Origin of the sequence: Streptococcus mitis (assembly GCF_022137125.1) — a bacterium.
GTDB classification, from domain to species: Bacteria; Bacillota; Bacilli; order Lactobacillales; family Streptococcaceae; genus Streptococcus; species Streptococcus mitis_CE.
Map to the genome: position 1 here is coordinate 23,619 of NZ_JAKNEQ010000009.1, position 15,008 is coordinate 38,626.

At 40.7% G+C, this 15,008-nt stretch carries 17 protein-coding genes; 12 read left to right on the forward strand and 5 right to left on the reverse strand.

What is annotated here, in order from left to right; translation table 11 throughout:
* Window positions 1-118 precede the first annotated feature (118 nt).
* Entirely contained in the window at window positions 119-460 is a 342-nt protein-coding gene (locus L0P31_RS08250) for a metal-sulfur cluster assembly factor (RefSeq protein ID WP_001204052.1), read from the reverse strand.
* Between the two features lie 123 nt (window positions 461-583).
* Between L0P31_RS08250 and rgg the strand changes: the two genes are divergently transcribed.
* The 12 genes from rgg (at window position 584) to L0P31_RS08310 (ending at window position 10,894) form a co-directional block, all read left to right on the forward strand.
* Complete coding sequence (rgg, locus tag L0P31_RS08255; RefSeq protein ID WP_238096459.1) at window positions 584-1,435, forward strand: helix-turn-helix domain-containing protein; 852 nt, start codon at window positions 584-586, stop codon at window positions 1,433-1,435.
* A gap of 197 nt (window positions 1,436-1,632) precedes the next feature.
* Window positions 1,633-2,880, forward strand: coding sequence for an MFS transporter (locus L0P31_RS08260; protein WP_238096461.1), 1,248 nt, complete (start codon window positions 1,633-1,635; stop codon window positions 2,878-2,880).
* Between the two features lie 185 nt (window positions 2,881-3,065).
* Window positions 3,066-4,346 carry a histidine--tRNA ligase gene (hisS, locus tag L0P31_RS08265; protein ID WP_238096463.1) on the forward strand — a complete coding sequence of 427 codons (1,281 nt, stop codon included), beginning with the start codon at window positions 3,066-3,068 and terminating at the stop codon, window positions 4,344-4,346.
* Between the two features lie 142 nt (window positions 4,347-4,488).
* The gene (locus tag L0P31_RS08270; RefSeq protein ID WP_049515859.1) at window positions 4,489-4,692 is read left to right on the forward strand and encodes a helix-turn-helix transcriptional regulator; all 204 of its coding nucleotides are present in this window, start codon (window positions 4,489-4,491) and stop codon (window positions 4,690-4,692) included.
* Window positions 4,692-4,889 carry a hypothetical protein gene (locus tag L0P31_RS08275; RefSeq protein WP_049515790.1) on the forward strand — a complete coding sequence of 66 codons (198 nt, stop codon included), beginning with the start codon at window positions 4,692-4,694 and terminating at the stop codon, window positions 4,887-4,889. The genes L0P31_RS08270 and L0P31_RS08275 overlap by 1 nt, the downstream gene beginning before the upstream one ends.
* Window positions 4,890-4,891: 2 nt before the next feature.
* On the forward strand, window positions 4,892-5,632 hold the full coding sequence (locus L0P31_RS08280; RefSeq protein WP_049515788.1) for a DUF3169 family protein: 741 nt from the start codon (window positions 4,892-4,894) through the stop codon (window positions 5,630-5,632).
* Between the two features lie 10 nt (window positions 5,633-5,642).
* On the forward strand, window positions 5,643-6,467 hold the full coding sequence (locus L0P31_RS08285) for an ABC transporter ATP-binding protein (RefSeq protein WP_033685325.1): 825 nt from the start codon (window positions 5,643-5,645) through the stop codon (window positions 6,465-6,467).
* On the forward strand, window positions 6,460-7,158 hold the full coding sequence (locus L0P31_RS08290; RefSeq protein ID WP_238096464.1) for an ABC transporter permease: 699 nt from the start codon (window positions 6,460-6,462) through the stop codon (window positions 7,156-7,158). The genes L0P31_RS08285 and L0P31_RS08290 overlap by 8 nt, the downstream gene beginning before the upstream one ends.
* Before the next feature lie 9 nt (window positions 7,159-7,167).
* Window positions 7,168-7,809 (forward strand): CPBP family intramembrane glutamic endopeptidase, encoded by a 642-nt coding sequence (locus L0P31_RS08295; RefSeq protein ID WP_238096466.1) that lies wholly within the window; start codon window positions 7,168-7,170, stop codon window positions 7,807-7,809.
* Between the two features lie 17 nt (window positions 7,810-7,826).
* Window positions 7,827-8,057 carry a hypothetical protein gene (locus tag L0P31_RS08300; RefSeq protein WP_000832185.1) on the forward strand — a complete coding sequence of 77 codons (231 nt, stop codon included), beginning with the start codon at window positions 7,827-7,829 and terminating at the stop codon, window positions 8,055-8,057.
* A gap of 154 nt (window positions 8,058-8,211) precedes the next feature.
* Window positions 8,212-9,975 (forward strand): aspartate--tRNA ligase, encoded by a 1,764-nt coding sequence (gene aspS, locus L0P31_RS08305; protein WP_238096468.1) that lies wholly within the window; start codon window positions 8,212-8,214, stop codon window positions 9,973-9,975.
* A complete protein-coding gene (locus tag L0P31_RS08310) occupies window positions 9,953-10,894 on the forward strand; it encodes a YitT family protein (RefSeq protein WP_024057518.1) in 942 nt (313 codons plus the stop codon). The genes aspS and L0P31_RS08310 overlap by 23 nt, the downstream gene beginning before the upstream one ends.
* 29 nt (window positions 10,895-10,923) lie before the next feature.
* Here the strand turns inward: L0P31_RS08310 and L0P31_RS08315 are convergent, their stop codons facing one another.
* The 4 genes from L0P31_RS08315 to L0P31_RS08330 form a co-directional block, all read right to left on the reverse strand.
* Window positions 10,924-11,910: a LacI family DNA-binding transcriptional regulator gene (locus tag L0P31_RS08315; protein ID WP_238096470.1), complete on the reverse strand. Its 987-nt coding sequence runs from the start codon at window positions 11,908-11,910 to the stop codon at window positions 10,924-10,926.
* Between the two features lie 9 nt (window positions 11,911-11,919).
* Entirely contained in the window at window positions 11,920-12,720 is an 801-nt protein-coding gene (locus L0P31_RS08320) for a DUF1189 domain-containing protein (protein WP_020903392.1), read from the reverse strand.
* 145 nt (window positions 12,721-12,865) lie between these two features.
* A complete protein-coding gene (locus L0P31_RS08325) occupies window positions 12,866-13,708 on the reverse strand; it encodes a sugar ABC transporter permease (protein WP_020902368.1) in 843 nt (280 codons plus the stop codon).
* 1 nt (window position 13,709) lies between these two features.
* A complete protein-coding gene (locus L0P31_RS08330; protein ID WP_238096472.1) occupies window positions 13,710-15,002 on the reverse strand; it encodes a carbohydrate ABC transporter permease in 1,293 nt (430 codons plus the stop codon).
* Window positions 15,003-15,008: the final 6 nt, after the last annotated feature.

The window sequence follows — 15,008 nt, forward strand, 5'->3', positions numbered from 1 at the left end:
CCGTACTCAAGTACAGCCTGCGGCTAGTTTCCTAGTTTGCTCTTTGATTTTCATTGAGTATCAAAAAGCAAGCCAACTTCGGCTTGCTTCTTTTCATCTTCAAAAGTGATTTACCTGCTTAACGAGGTGGCAGTCCAAGGGCAATACGGCCGTAGCGACTGATTCGTGTAATCTTCCAGGCAGGCGACCAGGTAACTTCAACCTTGACATCTTCGATACCCTCGATTTGTTTCAGACCTGCAACGATTTCGATAGGCAGGCTTTCGGCACAATCACAGGCAGTATCGGTGAAGGTCATGACAATCTTACAGAGCCCTGTTTCATCCAGATTGATTTCATAAATCAACCCTAGATTGTAAACATCCAATTCCACATCTGTATCAAAAACCTTCTCTAGTTTTTCGATAATTTGGTCTTGCAAGGCCAAAGCACGGTCATTGATTTTGATATCGTCTCTCATTACAGTCCCTCCACATGATAAATATCCTCTATTTTCTCATAATTCTGACAATTTGGCAAGTTTTTGATGAATTTTCTGAAAAATATGATAAAATGAAGAAAATACGGAATCAAGGGGAAGTCTATGGAGCAGATTGGAAAAGTTTTTAGACAATTACGAGAGTCAAGAAATATCTCGCTGAGACAAGCAACTGGGGGACAATTTTCTCCGTCTATGTTGTCCCGATTTGAAACTGGTCAGAGTGAGCTTTCGGTGGAAAAGTTTCTATTTGCCCTAGAAAATATATCTGCCAGTGTAGAGGAAATCCTCTTTCTGGCGAGAGGTTTTCAGTATGATACTGATTCTGAGTTGAGAAAAGAAATCCTAGATGTCTTGGATATAAAGAATATAGCACCTCTTGAAGACCTGTATCGCAAGGAATATCAAAAGCATGCCCATTCTCAAAACAAGCAGAAGCATATTCTAAATGCCATTATTATCAAGTCTTATATGAAGAGTATGGATGAAACGGTAGAGTTAACGGCAGAGGAAGCGAAAGTCCTTCATGACTACTTGTTTTCTACCGAGATCTGGGGAATCTATGAACTCAATTTATTTTCAGTCAGTTCACCATTTCTATCTGTTTCTCTTTTTACTAGATATGTACGAGAAATGGTCCGTAAATCTGATTTTCTAATGGAAATGTCTGGTAATCGAAACCTTTTTCACACCATGCTATTGAATGGTTTTTTAGCCAGTATTGAGTGTGAAGAATTCACCAATGCCTCTTATTTTAAACGTGTCATCAAAGAGCATTTTTACAAGGAAAATGAGACCTATTTCCGAATTGTCTATTTGTGGGCGGAAGGTCTCCTTGATAGCAAGCAAGGCAGAGTCAAGGAAGGGCAGAAAAAGATGGAGGATGCTGTCCGTATTTTTGAGATGCTTGGTTGCAACAAATCTGCTGAATACTACAGAAATACGACCGATTGTTGAATATCTGCAAACTAAGAAAATAATTTAAAATTTTAAGCGATAGAATTGTTGATCTCTCTCATGTCATCAAAGAGATTTTATCGTTGTTTTGCTTATTTTGTGTGTTGCATATATTCAAAAGTTTTCCCTTTCAATTTCTAAGTGCTATACTGTAGTCATACTTCATATAGAACTTCGAACAAGAAGGGAGATTATCTATGAAACTATTGTTTAGAAATCAAGCTTATCGTCTCTTGACTTTGTCACGCTTCTTCAATGCTTTTGGTGCTTCGATTTTCAACCTGGTCTTTATCGTCTATGCATCGACCTTGCCACAAGCCTCTTTTGCTGTTGCTATGGCGAATATTGTCATGATTGTTCCGACTCTCTTTACAGTTTTTGTAGGGATTCGGGCAGATTACACGAGGGCCAAGGTCAAATGGATGGTCTATAGCGGTTTGTTTCAGGCGGTTTTATTTTTTCTAGCAGCCCTAGTTGTTCAGCAAGCTAGTCTCTTTGCCTTTTCTAGCCTGTGTTTAATCAATGTCATTAGTGATGTCATCAGTGATTTTGCAGGTGGTTTGCGCATGCCTCTCATTAAGGAAAAAGTAGCTGAAGATGATTTGATGGAGGCTTACTCTTTTTCCCAGTTCATTACCTATATTTCAGCTATTGGTGGTCAAGCTTTTGGAGTCTGGCTCTTAGGGCTATCGGTCAACAATTTTTCCCTCGTTGCGGGAATCAATGCCTGTTTCTTCCTAGTATCAGCCGTCATCCTCTTTTTAGGAAAAAGCAAATTGAGCCTGTCAATTTCATCTCCTGATGGTGAATCACTAAAAAATGAGAAGCTTTCTATCAAAGACCAGTTCCTAACGATTTATCGGAATTTACGCCTTGTTTTTCTTAAAGGTGGACAGAAAAACTTTGGATTCATGATCTTTGCTGTCTTGCTTATCAATGCCTTGGGTGGTTCCTTAGGAGGCATCTACAATATCTTCTTGTTGAGCCATTCTCTCTTGAATTTTTCTTACACAGAGGCGTTATTTATCAGTCAAGTCGGCGCTTTAGTAGCAGTCATCATCAGTAGCCTTACGGGCAATGATTATTTTGGGAAGCAGTCCCTGCCTAGATTGATGATGTGGGCGACCGTAGGACTCAGTCTAGTTGGTCTGGCTAACGTATTCAATCAAGTCGTACTTGGTTTGCTATTTCTCTTTTCAACTCTATATGTGTCTGGTAAAGTTCAACCAAAGATTAGTGCCATGCTCATGAAAAATCTAGCTCCAGAGGTTCTAGCTCGTACCAGTAATTTTTTAGGTCTATTGTTTACCTTATCCATACCTGTGGGAACAGCCTGTTTTTCACTTGTAGCCGTATGGAATATACAGTTGGCTTGGATGCTATTTGTTGGTCTTTCCTTGATAGCTATTTTTTTGACAGGTCTCAATCTCAAAAATGATATCTAATACTCTTCGAAAATCAAATTCAAACCACGTCAACGTCGCCTTGCCGTACTCAAGTACAGCCTGCGGCTAGTTTCCTAGTTTGCTCTTTGATTTTCATTGAGTATAAATCCTAATTTTCTTCTCTTACTGTTTTAATCCCTCTATTTATGGTAAAATAAGACTATTAAGTTTAAAGAGGATTCCCTATGAAATTACAAAAACCAAAAGGAACGCAGGATATTTTACCTGCTGAATCTGCCAAATGGCAGTACGTTGAGGGCTTTGCCCGTGAGATTTTCAAGCGCTACAACTATGCAGAAGTGCGCACGCCTATTTTTGAGCATTACGAGGTTATCAGCCGTTCTGTCGGAGATACAACGGATATCGTAACCAAGGAAATGTATGACTTTTATGACAAGGGTGATCGCCATATTACTCTCCGTCCAGAAGGAACAGCGCCCGTTGTCCGTTCCTACGTGGAAAATAAACTCTTCGCCCCAGAAGTACAAAAGCCAAGTAAGTTCTACTACATGGGCCCTATGTTCCGCTATGAGCGTCCACAGGCAGGGCGTTTGCGCCAGTTCCACCAGATTGGTGTTGAGTGTTTTGGATCTAGCAATCCAGCTACTGATGTGGAAACCATTGCTATGGCAGCTCATTTCCTGAAAGAAATCGATATCCAAGGTGTCAAATTGCACCTTAACACTCTTGGAAATCCTGAGAGCCGCGCGGCCTACCGCCAAGCCTTGATTGACTATTTGACACCGCTCAAGGAGACCTTATCTAAGGATAGCCAGCGTCGTTTGGAGGAAAATCCTCTCCGTGTCTTGGACTCTAAGGAAAAAGAAGACAAGGTAGCAGTAGAGAATGCGCCTTCTATCTTGGACTTCCTTGATGAAGAAAGTCAAGCTCATTTTGATGCTGTGCGTCAGATGTTGGAAAATCTTGGAGTAGACTATATCATCGATACCAATATGGTGCGTGGTCTGGACTACTACAACCACACCATTTTCGAGTTTATCACTGAGATTGAGGGCAATGACTTGACAGTCTGTGCAGGTGGTCGTTACGATGGTTTGGTTTCTTACTTTGGAGGCCCGGAAACTGCTGGCTTTGGTTTTGGACTTGGTGTAGAGCGCCTGCTTCTCATTCTTGAAAAGCAAGGTGTGGCCCTCCCTATCGAAAACGCCCTAGATGTCTATATCGCAGTCTTGGGTGATGGAGCAAATGTCAAGGCCTTGGAGTTGGTCCAAGCTCTTCGCCAACAAGGTTTCAAAGCAGAGCGTGATTACCTCAATCGTAAACTAAAAGCTCAGTTCAGGTCAGCCGATGTCTTTGCGGCTAAGACCCTCATCACCTTAGGAGAGAGTGAAGTCGAAAGCGGACAAGTAACGGTTAAGAACAACCAAACCCGAGAAGAATTGCAAGTATCACTTGAGACAATCAGCCAAAACTTCTCAGAAATCTTTGAAAAACTAGGCTTTTAATGATAGACAAACTGGTCAGAAAACTACTCTGACCTTTTTCTTTTGCAAAATGACAAAAATCATAAACTTTTTGACAAATATGCTTGTCAAAAAGAAAAAGATATGTTACAATAAATTCAAGTTAAGAGAAAAGGAGAAAGGAATGCTTAAAAATCGTCTAAAAGAGCTTCGAGCTCGCGATGGTCTCAACCAAACCGAACTGGCTAAGCTAGCAGGGGTTTCCAGACAGACCGTTAGCCTACTAGAACGGGATGAGTACACCCCGTCCATTATCATTGCCCTGAAAATATCTCAAATTTTCAACGAAACAGTCGAATCGGTATTTCGCTTGGAGGAGGACGAGTGATGAACAAGTACAAAGTGATTTATTATGTAGTGGTCACAGTTCTATTAGTCAGCGTGTTTCTATTGATTGGGATAGACTTAGGCTGGTTTAGTCCCTATCAAAGTAACCAATTTATTTGGGCCTACTTTGCCCTCATACCAGTAATTGAATGGATTGAAAAGAAATCCCAAAATTTAGCAAGTGAAAAAGGAGAATGAATATGAAAAAGAATAAGAAAGGTGGCTTGTTATTTTTAATGTCTATTGTCTTGGGAGGTTTCTTGTACATATTTGTAGATATGTTGAAGGCTGGTGCCGAATCCCACGAAATTATTTTAGATGTAAAAATCTTGATACCATGGATATCAGCTATTGGTTTAGTATTAGGTTTCATTAGCATTCTTTTGACGTTCAATTTCTTAAAGAAAAGCAGAAAATTTCACTCCTTGTATCAAGAGGAAATGGATGATGATCTGAATGAAAGCTATTATGTGCAGATGTATCGGAATCTCGAGTTTGGAACTATTGCTTTTAATAGTGCAAGCGTAGCGATTTTATTGGCTCTCTTCATTTCAGGAAGTGAAGTAATTGTACTCGATATAAGCCATATAACCTTATCCCTTTCCTTTTTGGGGTTAGTGTTAGTTTTAAATGCTCAAAAATATCTTTTTAAGACCATTGCGATTGTTCGTCAGTTTGATTTGGCATTTTTCTCTACACCAAAGGATGTCATGGACTTTATCAATTCTTACGATGAAGGGGAGCGCCAGGCTAATTTGGAACAGAGTTTTCGGATTTTATTCCAACTAAATCAGTATGTCTTGCCAGGTCTCTACATTCTAATTGCTCTCTTTTCCTTACTGACAGGAGAGATTCAGTTACTAGCCTTCTTGCTTGTAGGAGCAATCCATATTTATATCAATGTGATGCAGTTACCTATGGTAAAACGCTATTTCAAATAAAGGAGTTTCTATGATTCGTGTTGAAAATGTAAGCAAAAGTTTTGGGAGCAAAAAAGCTCTTCATCAGATTTCTTTTGAGATTAAGGAAGGTGAAATCTTTGGTTTTCTTGGACCTTCTGGCTCAGGTAAAACAACCATGATCAACGTCTTAACAGGACAGTTGGCTGCCGATCAAGGTAAAACAATTTTGTTAGGCAAGAATTCTCAAGATTTAACCTCAAATGATTTGGAACAAATCGGTATAGTTAGTGATGGCAGTGGTTTTTATGAAAAGATGAGTCTTTACAAAAATCTTCTCATCTATGCTAAGTTATATGGTCTCAAGTCAGATAGAGTAAATCAGGTGCTCCAACAGGTTGGATTGGCAGATGCTAAAGATATTATCGCAGAAAAACTATCTACTGGAATGAAACAACGAATGTTCTTGGCTCGTGCCCTTCTGAATGCTCCAAAGATTCTCTTTCTAGATGAGCCAACCAGTGGTTTAGACCCTACAACATCTAAGATGATTCATACCCTACTTCAAGAATTAAAGCAGGCGGGGACAACTATTTTTCTGACAACGCATGATATGAATGAAGCAACTCTGCTTTGTGATCGCTTATCTCTTTTGAATAAGGGAAATTTAATAGAGTATGGAAGTCCGCAAGATATTATCCAGAAGTACCATGTGGATAAGAAAGTACGTGTGGTTTATAATGATGGACGAGAACAGATAGTTCCATTTGAAGAATTGCCACATTTAGACACGACAGATTTGATGATGGTTCACTCTTGTGAGCCCACTTTAGAAGAAATCTTTATCAGATTAACAGGAGAAAAGTTAGATGTTTAGAAAATTAAATGCCCTACTATGGTTAAGATTACAAGTTCTTATCAGCAATTCAACTTTGTTGGCGACTCTATTGATGCCTTTTGGTATTGCTGTTTTATATAATGAATTCATGAATAAGAATGGAGAATTGAGTATGTTTCTCCTCTCTACGAGTTTGACCATGGTCTTGAGTATGGGAAGTGGTTATATGGTATCGATTATGATGGCAGAAGATAAGGAAAAACGCAATCTTAAATCACTCATTCTAAGTGGTGTGACAGCAACAGAATATACTTTCAGTATGCTTGTTCTCCCTATTCTGATAATGTTACTTGCTATGATTGTACTTCCCATCTATCTTAAAGTAGATCTATCTGGTTATTTATTTGCCTACGTTATCTATTTGCTCCTAGCAACGATTAGTATTATTTTTATCAACATTCTAATCGGTGCGGTATCAGATACTCAATCTAAAGCGCAAGTTTATAGTATCTTCCCTATGTTAATTGTCTCTTTTTTACCTATAATTGCTCTTCAAAATGATACGGCTCAAAAAGTGTTGGATTATTCGTTCATCGGTCCTATTGTAAATCTTTTAAATAAAAAAGGTGGAGAAATATCTTTTTCTAACATCGGCATGTTACTTGCCTGGGTACTTGTGTTAGGAATAGCAAACCTCTTTGTATTGAAAAACAGTTATAAAGCAAGATAGGAGACCTTTATGAAATTACTTAAAAACTTTGGCTGGTTTCTTCTAGCCCTTCTATCCTTTTTCTTTATCTATGGCTTTATTCAGGGGTTGGCGACCTCTTCGCTTGCCTTAGGCGCTTCACCCTATGCTGTTACCCTACTCTATGTGGCCTTGGCTGGAGTTTATGTGTACGGCATTTACAAATGGTATCAGAAAGCTCCTGTTCATATTGAGAAGAGTGGCTTTAACCGATTTATTTGGCTCCCTGCCTTGGTTTGGTTCTTATCTCTGGTTGTCCAGTTTTTCTTGCCAGATGATCCTTCGGTAAATCAACAAATAGCGACAGACTTGACCTTGTCTCAACCACTTTTCTCATTCTTTGCGGTCGTTATTTTTGCTCCTTTGACGGAAGAACTTATCTTTAGAGGGATGTTAGCACGCTATCTCTTTCCTAAGCAGGACAATAGCAAACAAACTCTGCTTTTCCTTCTGGTATCGAGTGTTCTGTTTGCCTTGATTCATTCTCCAGGAACTTTGCAACAGTTTTTAGTTTATGCTAGTCTTGGTTTTAGCTTGGGCTTGGCTTATATTAGCAGAAAAGGTCTGGTCTACAGTATTTCTCTCCACGCTTTGAATAATTTAGTCAGCTTTTTGATGATTCTCATGCTATAATAGAGTCAGGAGGTCACATGAAACGAGTAATTTTATTAGCAGTGATTCAAGCAGTTGTTCTATTTTTCATCATTGGAGCGCTAGCTTATGCCTTTAAGGGCGATTTCTTCTACAACTATCTAGCAGTTGTCTTTGCCCCTATTGCAGGAGTCTTGCGCTTTGGGACAGCTTATACAACGGAAATTGTCTTGCCTCGAAAGGCAGCTGAAATTGCTGAAAAGCGTAAAGCAGGCAACAATTCAAAATAAAAGAGTCCGGTGAAGTTCATCGGATTTTTGTATGGGCGCTAATTTTTAGGGACTTTACCTGATTTTTAAAGACTGACAAACTTTTCTGCTGATTTTCATGAAGAGCCTGCGCTTTTATGGTAAAATAGTAACAGAATAAAAGAGGAGAGAAACAATGAAACGTAGTATGTATGCTGGTCGTGTTCGTGAGGAACACATCGGACAAGAAATAACCTTGAAAGGATGGGTTGGCCGTCGTCGTGATCTTGGTGGTTTAATCTTTATCGACCTTCGTGACCGTGAAGGAATCATGCAGTTGGTTATCAACCCTGAAAAAGTATCTGCAGAGGTCATGGCAACAGCTGAGAGCCTTCGTAGCGAATTTGTTATCGAGGTGACAGGTCAGGTCGCTGCGCGTGAGCAAGCCAATGATAAGTTGCCAACAGGTGCAGTTGAGTTAAACGTGACAGCTCTGACAGTACTTAATACAGCTAAGACAACACCATTTGAGATTAAGGATGGCATTGAGGCAAATGACGATACACGTTTGCGTTACCGTTACCTTGACCTTCGTCGTCCAGAAATGTTGGAAAATCTCAAACTTCGTGCCAAGGTGACCCACTCTATCCGCAACTACTTGGATGAGTTGGAGTTTATCGACGTGGAGACACCATTCCTTTCTAAGTCAACTCCTGAAGGGGCGCGTGACTACTTGGTGCCGTCTCGTGTTAATAAAGGGCATTTTTACGCTCTTCCTCAAAGTCCACAAATCACGAAACAGCTCTTGATGAATGCTGGTTTTGACCGTTACTATCAAATCGTTAAATGTTTCCGTGACGAGGACTTGCGTGGTGACCGCCAGCCTGAGTTTACCCAGGTTGACTTGGAAACGTCTTTCCTTACTGAACAAGAAATCCAAGATATCACAGAAGGTTTGATTGCGCGCGTGATGAAAGAAACTAAAGGCATCGAAGTGACGCTTCCATTCCCTCGTATGAAATATGATGATGCGATGGCGCTTTACGGTTCTGACAAGCCAGATACCCGTTTTGACATGTTGCTTCAGGACTTGACAGAAGTGGTCAAAGGTGTAGACTTTAAAGTCTTTTCAGAAGCACCTGCTGTAAAAGCAATTGTAGTCAAAGGCGCTGCGGACAACTATTCACGTAAAGACATCGACAAGATGACTGAAGTAGCCAAACAATATGGTGCCAAAGGCCTTGCTTGGTTCAAGGTTGTTGATGGAGAATTAAACGGACCAGTTGCTAAATTCTTGACTGGCATCCAAGCAGAATTGACAACGGCGCTTGCTCTTGAAGACAAGGACTTGGTTCTCTTTGTGGCAGATACGCTTGAAGTGGCCAATGCAACGCTTGGTGCCCTTCGTGGACGTATTGCCAAAGAGCTTGGTTTGATTGATAGTGATAAATTCAACTTCCTTTGGGTGGTTGACTGGCCAATGTTTGAATGGTCTGAAGAAGAAGGCCGCTACATGAGCGCCCACCATCCATTCACGCTTCCACAGGAAGAGACTGCTCACGAATTAGAAGGTGATTTGGCGAAGGTTCGTGCCATTGCTTACGATATCGTCTTGAACGGTTATGAGCTTGGTGGTGGTAGCCTTCGTATCAACCAAAAAGACCTTCAAGAACGTATGTTCAAGGCTCTTGGTTTTTCAGCCGAAGAAGCAAATGATCAGTTTGGCTTCCTTCTTGAAGCCATGGACTATGGTTTCCCACCACATGGTGGCTTGGCTATCGGACTTGACCGATTTGTCATGCTCTTAGCAGGAGAAGAAAATATCCGTGAAGTCATTGCCTTTCCTAAGAACAACAAGGCAACTGACCCAATGACGCAAGCTCCTTCAACAGTAGCTCTCAAACAACTAGAGGAACTCAGCTTACAAATAGAAGAAGATGAAACAAGCAAAACGAATTAAGCGGTGGCGCTATTATCTGCGCCGCTTTGCTCATCAGATAAAAATTTTACGTGTCTTACAAAGCATCTCTCGGGAAAAATATGATGAGAAGATTTCGGCTTCTCTGGTCTATGGTTTTTTATCAGCAGTGGCGGTTAATTTCTTTTTCCAACCGGGGCATGTGTATTCGAGTGGTGCGACAGGTCTGGCACAGATTATCTCTGCCTTGAGTAATCACTGGTTTGGTTTTCATATTCCGATTTCGCTAACCTTCTACGCTATTAATTTTCCTTTGATGGTCTTGGCTTGGTATCAAATTGGGCATAAGTTCACCGTCTTTACCTTTATAACGGTATCCATGAGTTCCTTCTTTATCCAGTTTGTCCCTGTGGCGACCTTGACGGAGGATCCCATTATCAATGCCCTTTTTGGGGGTGTTGTCATGGGCTTGGGGATTGGTTTTGCTCTTCGAAACAATATCTCCAGTGGTGGGACGGATATCGTCAGCCTGACTATTCGCAAGAAAACGGGTAAGAATGTTGGTAGTATTTCTTTCTTGGTAAATGGGACCATCATGCTGATAGCAGGCTTGACCTTTGGTTGGGAATACGCTCTCTACTCTATGATTACCATCTTTGTCTCTAGCCGTGTCACAGACGCTGTCTTTACCAAGCAAAAACGGATGCAGGCCATGATTGTGACCAATCATCCAGAGAAGGTAATTGAAAAAATCCATAAAAAATTGCACCGCGGTGCAACCATGATCCACGATGCAGAAGGAACCTATAATCACGAAAGAAAGGCAGTTTTAATCACTGTCATTACACGTGCAGAGTTTAATGAATTTAAACAGATTATGAAACAGGTGGATCCAAGCGCCTTTGTCTCTGTATCTGAGAATGTCCATATTTTGGGACGATTCGTTGAAACAGATAATTAGTAATCAAAAAAACCAGCGCGAGCTGGTTTTTATTTTTCGATAATTTTGTGGGCAATTAACTGACGGTAACAAATTTGCTTATTGCTTTTAGCATCGCTGATAATCTGGAGGATAGTTTCAAAGGAAACACGACCAAGCTCCAAACTATTGATATCAACATAGGCCGCCAAGTTGAGCTTGGGATTGACTGAGTCGAAGCTGAGGACAGGGACATCCAGTTGGTGTTTTGCGATGTAATCACAGACCCCTGCAGCAAGGAGACTATCAATGGTAATAATAGCATCAATATTTGAATCGTGTTTGAAGAGAAGTCTACTAAAGCGATAACCATTATCTTCAAGAAATTCAGTAGCAAAGCAAGTCAGATTAGTATCGAGAGGAAGTTGGTGTTGTTTTAGAGCCATCTCGTAACCTGTCAGACGGTCTTGTGTTACGAAGAGTCGCTTAGTACCTCCGATAAAGGCAATTCGCTTGCATCCTTTTTTGATGAAATACTCTGTCGCATCAAAACCAGCTTGGACATTGTCATTATCGACAAGTGGAATGAAGGGAGATAGTGATTTACCTAAGATAAGGAAAGGAAATTGCTCGTCTGCTACTAACTTAACCAAAGGGTCCTCTTCTTGGGCATAGAGGAAAATCAAACCATCTACACGCTTACCATAGACCATCTGAGAAATCGCTTTAAGTCTCTCTTTTTCATCTTTACCTGTTGCAATCTGAATAGCATAGTGGTTTTCAGAGGCGACTTGGGCGATACCACGGAGGACAGATGGGAAGAAAGGATTTTGATAGAAGGCGTCTGAGTCGTCAGGAAGGACCAAGCCGATAACTTGGGTATAACTGCTTACCAAACTACGAGCGTTGAGGTTGGGGTGGTAATTGAGCTCCTTCATAGCCTTACGAACACGTTTTTTTGTTTCGTCGCTAATGGTTGATTTGTTTTGAATAACACGGGTTACGGTTGAAGGTGAAACACCAGCAGCCTTGGCCACGTCTTTAATCGTAACGGGCATAAAAATCTCCTATTTATGGTAATCTGGATCACGGAAATGCGTTTTATAAAAGATAGTGACCAGATACAGAACAAAAAGAATGTTTTGTACAGTGATGAGGTTTGACATATTTTGGCCAAAGAGTCCCAAAATAAGTGTAATCAGAGTTGGTAATCCTAAACAGTTCAAGATAAAATGGTAGCACTCTTTAAAGGTCCTAAATGAAAAGAGGCGTGATTTCTTAGTGATATAAAGGAGAAGACTCGCTCCTAGAGAGACGATAAAGAAATTCAAACCAAAGAGGAAGCTCGCACCGAGAACTAGAAAGAGACTGATATAGACACGATTCTGCTGGTACCAGTCTTTAGAAATGGCTTGGGTCAAGCTGTCTTTACTTTTGAAACTCTCAGTCTCAATCGCTCGGTAAGAGACACGGGTCAGTTCTTTACTTTCTTTGCTGATGACTAGCTCATTCGTATCGAAATGCAGTTGCAAGTCCTTAGGTAATTCCTTGCTTTGACTTGGACCGATCACAATAGAAGGCTCTTGACTAGCTGTTCCAGTATAAGTTAATTTACCATCAACAATTGTAGCGTGTTCAGAGAGATCCTGGACAACCTTATCTGTCAATGGTTCATAGACATTATCGATAAAGGTTTCTAGCGGATAAGTCTCCTGTGAGCTGTTTTGGATGGCAATAGGTACCATAGATAAGCTGATAAGGAAGATACTGGTAAAGAGAAGCTGAAACCAGTTGAGTCCGAAACGTTTGGACAGGGGCTTACGAAATCCCCAAATACTTGAAAAATATGAAAATGGATATGGAAGCATTTGTATCTTTCTAAAAGGTGTTTTCTATATGAGTATTATTATATAGAGAAATGTACTTTATTTCAAGTCTAGGAGACAAATTGCTTGCTACAAGGATATTTTTACAGTAACAAGTTTTAAAATGAAAAAGGGTGGCGGGGATATATTATCCCTTGTCGCCACCACTTGTAAGTCCTGAAACAAAGTTCTTTTGTAGGAAGAAGAAGAGAATACAGATTGGAAGGGCGATGAGGATAGCGCCTGCTGAGAAGTAGGCAATCTTCAAGTTCTTCGCATTGCTAACGAAGGTTTGGAGACCTACGGCAACAGTAAAGTATTCTTTCTCACGAAGCAAGAAACTAGAGAGGATGTAGTCCCCGAAAGGTCCCATGAAGGCCCAGAGAGCTTGTACGGCAACCATTGGGCGAACCAGTGGAAGAACAATTTGCCAGAAGCGGCGGAAGTGTCCTGCACCGTCTAGTTTTGCAGATTCGTCTAGAGACATTGGCACTGTATCGAAGTAGCCCTTCATGAGCCAAGCATTCATTGGGATACCACCACCAACGTAGAGGAAGATGAGGAACCAGCTGTGGTTAAGGGCGTTCAACATAAGTGCCATAACGAAGAAGGCTGTCAAAGCGGCCATTGTTGGAACCATTTGGATAATCAAGAAGAAGACCAAACTTTGTTTACGAGCCAAGAAATTGTAACGGCTGTAAGCATAACCAGCAAGTACGATAATACTTGTTTGAACAGCCATAGTAATTAAGGCGATAATCAAAGTGTTGAGATACCAAGTACCGTATAGGGTTTCAGTAAAGAGTCCTTTAAAGTTATCAAAATTGAAGTCGATGTTAGTATCGAGTTTAAAGGCCGCGACGTTACCTGCTTTAAAGGCTGACATGATGGTAATCAACAGTGGATAGATAATCACGATTGATAGGCCAATTAAGTAGAGGTAAGTAAGGGTTTGAGTCAGTCTACGTTTGAGTTTAATTGAGTTATTCATCTTAGACGTCCTCCATATCAAATGCGTGTAGTTTCTTGAATGCGATCATAGAGATTGAGATGACAATGATAGAGATAATCAAGGTAACAGCTGCCGCCATTGAGTATTGAGGAGATGTACCTGTTGTCAAACGGTAGATCCATGAGATCAAGATATCAGTTGAACCAGCTCCCCCTCCGACACTACCAGGACCTCCACCATTGAAGAGGTACATGATAGAGAAGTTGTTAAAGTTGAAGGTATATTGGCTAATCAAAGTAGGTGCCGCAACAGCCAAGATCATTGGGAAAGTGATGTTACGGAATTTTTGCCAAGCATTGGCACCGTCAATATAAGCTGCTTCGTAAAGGTCGTTAGGAATAGATTGCAAGATACCCAAAGTCAAAACGTAGATATATGGGAATCCAAGCCAACCTTGCATCATAATCAAGGCAACCTTAGTCCAAGTAGGGTCTGTTTTCCAAGGGATAAGAGCCCCATCAAGGAAAGGAAGGAATTTAGCTAAGATTGGCAATACTTGAGTGTTGATGGCTCCGACACTATCGTTAAACATATTTGAGAATGTCAAGATAGTGATGAAGGCTGGAACAGCCCAAGGAAGAAGGAAAATAACACCAAAGATACGTTTTCCTTTGATAAATGGTTGGTTAGCAATGATAGCTGTGAAGATACCGATGACGATCTGTAAAGTTGAGGCAGCCAAAGCCCAGATGATAGTCCAAGAAAGAACGGCACCAAAGGCAGAACGGAAGGTACTCAAACTCCAGATGTTCGTAAAGTTGGTCAAACCAACCCAGTCCAACAATTTGTTTGGTGGCAAGTGCTGGAAGTCATAGTTGGTAAAGGCGATCATCAAGGTTACGATAACCGGGAATATAATCGCAAAAGTCATGGCAACATAAGATGGAATGATCAAGAGGTAAGGGAAACCATTTTCATAGATTCCTTTGATCATTTCTTTAAAGGTAAGTGCTACTGGTATGCCATTGTTAATGTGTTTGGCAGTTGTATGTGCATCTTTGATATTTGCGAAATAAAAGAGTACATAAACAACTACAAAGATTAAATGGAAGGCACCACGAATCAGCATAAAGAGGGAATTATCACGACCTGGTTTGTCACCAAGAGTGATGAGATTGCTCAATTCAGGGGCTGCAAGTGCTAGGAAGTAAAGGACAAATACGATGGTTACACCAAGGAATATAAAACCTTTGGATTTTTGTTTATTGTAAATCTGTCCTAACCCAGGAATGATAGACAGCAGAGCTGCTTTACTAGGTTGTTGCTTTTCCATAATAAC

Coding starts and splice junctions, on each gene's coding strand:
- L0P31_RS08250 (WP_001204052.1), bottom strand. CDS start 460: ATGAGAGACGATATCAAAATCAATGACCGTGCTTTGGCCTTGCAAGAC.
- rgg (WP_238096459.1), top strand. CDS start 584: ATGGAGCAGATTGGAAAAGTTTTTAGACAATTACGAGAGTCAAGAAAT.
- L0P31_RS08260 (WP_238096461.1), top strand. CDS start 1,633: ATGAAACTATTGTTTAGAAATCAAGCTTATCGTCTCTTGACTTTGTCA.
- hisS (WP_238096463.1), top strand. CDS start 3,066: ATGAAATTACAAAAACCAAAAGGAACGCAGGATATTTTACCTGCTGAA.
- L0P31_RS08270 (WP_049515859.1), top strand. CDS start 4,489: ATGCTTAAAAATCGTCTAAAAGAGCTTCGAGCTCGCGATGGTCTCAAC.
- L0P31_RS08275 (WP_049515790.1), top strand. CDS start 4,692: ATGAACAAGTACAAAGTGATTTATTATGTAGTGGTCACAGTTCTATTA.
- L0P31_RS08280 (WP_049515788.1), top strand. CDS start 4,892: ATGAAAAAGAATAAGAAAGGTGGCTTGTTATTTTTAATGTCTATTGTC.
- L0P31_RS08285 (WP_033685325.1), top strand. CDS start 5,643: ATGATTCGTGTTGAAAATGTAAGCAAAAGTTTTGGGAGCAAAAAAGCT.
- L0P31_RS08290 (WP_238096464.1), top strand. CDS start 6,460: ATGTTTAGAAAATTAAATGCCCTACTATGGTTAAGATTACAAGTTCTT.
- L0P31_RS08295 (WP_238096466.1), top strand. CDS start 7,168: ATGAAATTACTTAAAAACTTTGGCTGGTTTCTTCTAGCCCTTCTATCC.
- L0P31_RS08300 (WP_000832185.1), top strand. CDS start 7,827: ATGAAACGAGTAATTTTATTAGCAGTGATTCAAGCAGTTGTTCTATTT.
- aspS (WP_238096468.1), top strand. CDS start 8,212: ATGAAACGTAGTATGTATGCTGGTCGTGTTCGTGAGGAACACATCGGA.
- L0P31_RS08310 (WP_024057518.1), top strand. CDS start 9,953: ATGAAACAAGCAAAACGAATTAAGCGGTGGCGCTATTATCTGCGCCGC.
- L0P31_RS08315 (WP_238096470.1), bottom strand. CDS start 11,910: ATGCCCGTTACGATTAAAGACGTGGCCAAGGCTGCTGGTGTTTCACCT.
- L0P31_RS08320 (WP_020903392.1), bottom strand. CDS start 12,720: ATGCTTCCATATCCATTTTCATATTTTTCAAGTATTTGGGGATTTCGT.
- L0P31_RS08325 (WP_020902368.1), bottom strand. CDS start 13,708: ATGAATAACTCAATTAAACTCAAACGTAGACTGACTCAAACCCTTACT.
- L0P31_RS08330 (WP_238096472.1), bottom strand. CDS start 15,002: ATGGAAAAGCAACAACCTAGTAAAGCAGCTCTGCTGTCTATCATTCCT.